At 43.2% G+C, this 6758-nt stretch carries 6 protein-coding genes and 2 tRNA genes; 5 read left to right on the top strand and 3 right to left on the bottom strand.

Features of this window, described 5'->3' with window-relative positions:
* Window positions 1-74: 74 nt before the first annotated feature.
* Window positions 75-1430 (bottom strand): PqqD family peptide modification chaperone, encoded by a 1356-nt coding sequence (locus ACYUJT_RS24790; protein WP_460327475.1) that lies wholly within the window; start codon window positions 1428-1430, stop codon window positions 75-77.
* Between the two features lie 522 nt (window positions 1431-1952).
* Here ACYUJT_RS24790 and ACYUJT_RS24795 point away from each other — a divergent pair.
* The 5 genes from ACYUJT_RS24795 to ACYUJT_RS24815 all read left to right on the top strand — a co-directional run bounded on the left by ACYUJT_RS24795 (window position 1953) and on the right by ACYUJT_RS24815 (window position 6371).
* Window positions 1953-2336: a GntR family transcriptional regulator gene (locus ACYUJT_RS24795; RefSeq protein ID WP_460327477.1), complete on the top strand. Its 384-nt coding sequence runs from the start codon at window positions 1953-1955 to the stop codon at window positions 2334-2336.
* Window positions 2333-3205 (top strand): ABC transporter ATP-binding protein, encoded by an 873-nt coding sequence (locus ACYUJT_RS24800; RefSeq protein ID WP_460327479.1) that lies wholly within the window; start codon window positions 2333-2335, stop codon window positions 3203-3205. The genes ACYUJT_RS24795 and ACYUJT_RS24800 overlap by 4 nt, the downstream gene beginning before the upstream one ends.
* Window positions 3206-3221: 16 nt before the next feature.
* Entirely contained in the window at window positions 3222-3878 is a 657-nt protein-coding gene (locus ACYUJT_RS24805; protein ID WP_460327481.1) for an ABC-2 transporter permease, read from the top strand.
* Between the two features lie 382 nt (window positions 3879-4260).
* Window positions 4261-4650, top strand: coding sequence for a hypothetical protein (locus tag ACYUJT_RS24810; RefSeq protein WP_460327483.1), 390 nt, complete (start codon window positions 4261-4263; stop codon window positions 4648-4650).
* A complete protein-coding gene (locus ACYUJT_RS24815; RefSeq protein WP_460327486.1) occupies window positions 4647-6371 on the top strand; it encodes an S-layer homology domain-containing protein in 1725 nt (574 codons plus the stop codon). Before ACYUJT_RS24810 ends, ACYUJT_RS24815 begins: the two co-directional genes overlap by 4 nt.
* Before the next feature lie 135 nt (window positions 6372-6506).
* Here the strand turns inward: ACYUJT_RS24815 and ACYUJT_RS24820 are convergent.
* A tRNA-Leu gene (locus ACYUJT_RS24820) sits at window positions 6507-6590 on the bottom strand.
* Between the two features lie 21 nt (window positions 6591-6611).
* A tRNA-Arg gene (locus tag ACYUJT_RS24825) sits at window positions 6612-6688 on the bottom strand.
* Between the last annotated feature and the right edge of the window lie 70 nt (window positions 6689-6758).

Raw genomic sequence — 6758 nt, forward strand, 5'->3', positions numbered from 1 at the left:
AGATTTCTATATTGGAATTCCTTTTTTTTCATATTTTTCACTCCAAGGCCCTTGTAATATTTACTATGATCGTCTTAAATCAGCAGCTTTTCCTTGATTAAGGCTGGAATTCTGTTCTTAAACCATGTGCAATGATCTCCCATTTCCTTCGCTTTAATGAGTCCTCTTAACACGCAGGCGCTGCAGTAATAAATATTGGAACAGTTTTTGCATTCACTCGAATCAAGCTGCGGGGAGGGCATATTGAAGAAGGCCAAAATGTAGTCTCTGTTTTCGTGGTAAAGGGTCTTAATGTCTTTCTCCAGCACATTGCCAATGCTGCTATCAAAGTACTTCAAATTATCCATCGTGCAAATTTTCACTTCTCCGCGGGATGAGATTACACAGTGGGAAGTTAAGGCACCGCAATTTTTGCTCTCAGAACGATTGCTGTCGATAATGGATATAAAATTACTGTATTTATTATTGATGATATTCAGCTTCTCTTCTAACAAAACCATATCCTCAGAGGTCAAATACAAGTCATTATCCGCTCCCATGGCTCTGCCTAAGGAGAGAACAGGAGAGATGCCAAAATGCTCTATGTTTAAGCTATGTACCCAATCTGCGATGTTCTCGATTTCTTGAATGTTTCTTCTTGTAATGACTGTTGCGGTTCTCATTTTCACATTGTTTTCCGCCAGCTTTATTATATTCCGCTGAATTCGGTTTAAAGTTCTTGGAGCTTTAGTAAACCAATGCAAATAATCATCGTCTAGACTATGAATATCGATTTGAACAACAAAACGGGACTTATTCTCGATAATAATATCCATAATCTCTTCCGTTAATGCAATACCGTTACTCAAAAAAGAAATTTGGTCATACCTTAAGCTTAGCGTATACAATAAAATTTCCTTAAGCTCGGGATGAATCGTAATTTCTCCCCCCGTCAATTCAATCGTATGGACACCTAACTCATCAAACTGAAACAATATATTTTTGATATCATCCAAGCTCATATCGTGATTTCCGACTTTCCCGTAATCACCATAACAATGCAGGCATTTGATATTGCATCGATCGGTTAGCTCTAACGTGACGACTTTGGGATACATCGATTTCTCTTCCACGACCTCGTATGGAATATGCTTCTGCACTCTGCTATAAATCACGTCTATACCATGCAGCTTGGATAAGTTCATTATAAAATCTGTTACCTTCATATCTACGACGTCATAATTTTCGTTATATTTCTCAGACAGTAACGCAATGACTTCATCATAAGTTCTCGTGCCGTTGATGGAACGAATGATTTCTGCACCTGTAGCATTCAAGGAAAATGAATGACATTTTCTCGTTTCCACCCCCTCATATACTTCCATTACAATAATTTGGTCCGAGTATTTCTTCAGCTTTAAACTCTTATTCCATGAAATATAGTTTTTCATCGCCAAACCTCCATTCCTCTAATATTAGGAATAAAATGACCAGGACTTACCCCTGATTGAAGCAGACGATTATGAATTTAGGGATAAGTCCCCCAATTTCAAAGATTAGTCAACTGTGTTCAAACCGCTCAGTGCAGATACAAGAGTCAATGCAGTAACCGTACATGCCGCACACGCCAGACATCCCCAACATGTAATACCATTTGGCTCAACGCTTGGAGTTACCATATTTATTCCGCCTCCTTTCTATTTAAAAGAATAAAATTTGATGTAATTTCCTTAAAATGTATTATCTATCTCGATATTAGTTTACAGAGATTCCAAATTCAATAGATTCATAGACGATAATTTTTACAATTCATGGAACAAAACCTAATATTTTAAATAAAATTAGCAAACTTCACTTCGCACAAATGACTTTAAAGGAAAAATTATGCTAAAACAGGAGTAGACAATTTGTTTTTTCAGGCGTAAACTAAGAGTGTATATATCGTATATATACAAAATTAAGAAGAGGTCGATATGGACATTTCAATTATTTATTCTTTAAAGCAGCCCATTTATGAACAAATCATTGAGCAAATTGTAACGCAAATCTTAAATGGCAAACTGAGGGAAGGTGATCAGCTGCCCTCGATAAGAAAGCTTGCCAGTGAGCTTAAGGTTAGTGTAATTACTACCAAGCGCGCTTACGAAGAGCTGGAAAGGACAGGGTACGTTCATACCGTATTAGGAAAAGGTACCTTTATCGCCTTCCAAGACAAAGAGAATATGAAGTTAAAGCAACTAGAGGCCATTACTCGAGAATTAGAACGCCTTATTCCGGATTGCAAAAGGTACAATATCGGACTTAACGAGCTGCAAAGCCTTGTGCAAGCTATTTACGAGGAGGAAGATGGATCTTGAATGAGGAAGAGAATATTTTGGAGGTAACCGATATTAGCAAGAAGCATAAAGGGTTTGAGCTGCAGCACGTCAGCTTCTCTCTCAAAAGAGGTTATATCATGGGGTTTATTGGCCCTAATGGAGCTGGCAAGAGCACCACGATCCGCTGTATCATGGGCCTTACTCATCCCGATAGCGGCCACGTCAAATTATTTAACGCTGACTCACAAGCAAATATGAATTCCTTGAAGCAGCGTATAGGTTTTGTGTATGACCAGAATGTATTTTTTGAAGATTTGACCGTAGAGAGGAACAAACAAATTATTTCCATGTTCTATGACCATTGGGATGACAGAGCCTTTTACGACTACATTACAAAATTCGGCGTACCTCTTTCCACGCCTGTGAAATCCCTCTCTAAAGGCACGGCCATGAAATTCGCTTTGGCTGTCGCACTTTCACACCACGCAGAACTTATCATCATGGATGAACCTACATCAGGACTCGACCCCATTTTCAGAAAAGAATTGCTGGACGTATTGCTTGAAGTTATTCAGGACGATGATAAAGCTATTTTTTTCTCAACTCATAATATTTCGGACTTGGAGCATGTTGCAGATTATATCACTTTCATTAATGACGGAAAAATTCAATTCAGCAAAGAAACAGAAGCTATCCTTGATGATTATGTCATCATCAGAGGGCCCAAGAACTTAAAAGAGACTGTAGAGGTGCACCAGCCTCTCGCCATCAAGCAAACTTCCTTAGGTTTCGAAGCCTTTATAGAAAGGGAACGGCTGGAACGGCTGGATATGAACCCGGAATTTAAAATGGAGCGTCCCGCGCTAGAAGACATTATGTATTATGTTGTGAAGAGCCAGAACGGTTAAAAAGGAGCTAACTGGTATGCTGAAATTGCTTTTAATGGAATTGTACACGCAAAAAAAAATTGCCTTTCTGATTCCTATTATTATGTTCCCTCTGTTCCTCACGCTCGGCAATAGAATTTCAGGCTCCGACCCATTTCCCACGATCATCTTCAGTTTATCCGTTGGGTTTATCAGTTATTTTCTGACGAGCTACTCCAATTCCAACACGGGAGAAACTGAGAAGCTTCAATATAAGCTGCTGCTGAGCTTGCCGGTTTCCCGCAAAATGATTATTGCCGCTAAATACGCTATGATTTTACTTTGGTGGTTAATATCCTATATTTGGCTCATTTTAGTGCTTTTATTGTTGAAATATGCAGCTGGCATCCAGATGGAACAGCCGATTTTAAACTGGGAAGTCATGTTCTTTTCCTTATGCTGTTCTTATTTCATGAACGCGATTTTCTATCCCCTCTATTTCAAATACGGATATCGGACAGCGAATATTATCGGCATCCTGGTATTTTTCACACTATCAAATATTGCAGGAAAATTTAGTTCTCTTAATTTGTCCAACCATGCTGTTGCTTCTCTGCTGAATTACCCGCTGGCATCCTTCGCTTCATTGACTGTTGTCTTGGTTTTATTGGCTTATATTATTTCCCTCCTAATTTTTATAAGGACAGATTATTAAGCTTTCATTCACGCGATTTCATAATGATATTTATATCGAGGTGAATTATGAACCTTAACAATTCTAAAACTTTTTCTTTTATTATGGCGGCTGTATTTATCATCATTGCCATCTCCCAAGCATTAAGCGGTTATTTGGCAGCAATTTTTCCCTTTGCGTGCGCTTTAATTTTTTTATATAGAGGCTTCAATCAAAAATAAAGCTAACAGCTTTAGTAAAAAGCTGGGTACAGACGACTTGAATCTGCACCCAGCTTTATTTTTATGAATGCTTCCTCCGTGGCCTATCAACTTTCAACGATCGTTCAGCTTCAATTAAGATTCAATTCAGAAACGGCCTTTATACTGATATCGTACTTAAACAAATGAAAGGAAGTGTAGGGATGATACATAGACGTATTATTTCACTCATGCTGGGATTAATTCTTGCATTCCCTGGCATCGTCGGCACTGCAGCAGCCGCTTCGACAGATGAAACCACCATCAAATTATTCGATACCGGCGTGATCGTGAATGGACAAGCAGCATCCACCGATTCATCAGCCGCGGTGTATACTGGGGCGGATGTCGTGTACTACGAGCAAGGACATGACATCAGTTACGGTGAAGGAGCAGCGGCGGATGCACATAGCGCAGAGGAAGCAGCTGCCCATACCGTGGTAACGATCACAAAGCCAGGTACCTATCGCGTATCGGGAACGCTGTCCGCCGGACAGCTGGCCATTGATTTAGGAGAGGACGCGGCATCAACCCGACTGCAAGAGTCACCTTGATTCTGGATGGCGTCGATATTAGAAGCACTGTTGCGCCTGGGGTTATTTTTTACAATGTGTACGAACCCTACAGCGCTTCGGAAGATACCAAAGGCATCGTGGATCTTGCCACAGCTGGTGCGCAAGTGATTTTAGCGGACAGCTCGGTCAATACAGTAAACGGCTCCTACGTGGCCAAAATCTTTAAGGAAGGCACCACCAAGAAGCTGCATAAATATGACGGAGCGTTCTATTCCAAAATGTCCATGGCGATCTCGGGTGAAAACGAGGGAACGGGGGAGCTTCATATCAAGGCCGCTAATGAAGGGCTGGATTCCGAGCTGCACCTGACCATTAACAGCGGAAATGTATATATCGAATCGCAGGATGACGGCATTAACACCAATGAAGACGGCATTTCCGTAACGACGATTAATGGCGGTTACCTGCATGTGAACGCTGGTCTCGGCTCGGAAGGGGACGGCATTGATTCCAACGGCTATCTGACCATCAATGGCGGAACCATTGTTACCATGTCCAATGAGCGAAGCCCTGACGGCGGCATCGATGCGGACAAGGACATTACCATCAATGGCGGCACGCTAGTAGCCCTCGGGACGCGCAATGATGCAGCCTCATCGGATTCTTCGCAGCTCTTTATGGAATTGGCCTTTGCCTCGACGCAGGCTGCAGGCAGCGTAATCTCCTTAACGGATTCAGAGGGTAATGAAATACTAAAGCATACAGCCGACAAAGCGTTCCAGAGCCTGACGTTCTCCTCTGCAGAACTGGCGTTTGACACAGAATACCATTTATTTATCAACGGTATCCAGCAGCAATATACAGGCAACTCCTTCGGTATGATGGGCGGCCGTCCCGGAGGGATGCCTACAGGAGGCGAACCACCTGTAGGTGAGCGACCAAATGGTGTGCGACCAGAAGGGCAGTTCCCTGACGGCAACCCGCCAAACGGCGAATTTACACTACCTGAGGGCTCGGAAAACCGTCCGGCATTCCCTAATGGATTCAGTCCGGCGGATCAAGGAAAGGCAGGGAACGAAGAAAGCTCGGCTAGTGGGGATGGTTCCGTAACGTTCGTCATCACTAAAACGGTTCACAGCTTCTCGGGTATCTCCGAATCCTCCGCTGCTACAAGAAAAAAACGCGTAACCTTCACCGTCAATAATGTGCGTGGCATAAAAAGCGTCGCTTCCGGTGAAGCAGTTGCCCTGGAACAAGTGACCGCCAGTGCTGATGTACCTGAGGAAGACATTCAGTTAACAGTAACCGACGTCCCTTCAGAGAACTATTCTGAAACGCGGCTGCTCTCCGACATTAATGGCTCTTTATCGGAGATTATGCCTAAGTGTGATGGCTTGTATCGCCTAACGATTGCCGTCGTTTCCTCTAATCCAAGCTATAGCGGCGTATCACAATGGCAATTTGCCATCGGCGAATTGCCATTTACCAACCTTGACAAGAATGCCGATGCGTACGACGCTGTAAAGGCCTTGTATGAGAACGGTATTATGATCGGCACAAGCGAGACCAACTTCTCGCCGAATGCACCTGTTACCCGCGCTGCCGCAGTTACCACTTTGGGCAAGCTCCTTGGCGTGGAGACGGCTGAAACCAATCGTTTCACGGATGTGACGGCGAACAGTTGGTACAGCGGTTATGTCGCATGGGCAGCGGCGAACGGCATCGTGCTGGGCGACGGCAACGGACATTTCTTTCCATAAAAAGCCGTTCCACAGTAGCATTACGCTACCACGGAACGGCCTCTTTTTTTGTTAAGATAAATTAACTTAAAGCATCCTAGTTCCTGAAAAAATAAAAAACCTTAGGATTCATCCTTAAGGTTTTGCTTGTGAGATTGGTACCGGTGAGAGGACTCGAACCTCCACGGGTCTCCCCATTCGATTTTGAGTCGAACGCGTCTGCCATTCCGCCACACCGGCATATCCTATTCAAATAAAAAGTGGCACGCCCTGAGAGATTCGAACTCCCGACCTTTTGATTCGTAGTCAAACGCTCTATCCAGCTGAGCTAAGGGCGCATATTTATGGAGCGGACGACGGGAATCGAACCCGCGACCCTCGCCTTGGCAAGGCGATGCTCTACCGCTG

The sequence above is a fragment of the Paenibacillus sp. YSY-4.3 genome (assembly GCF_054767475.1).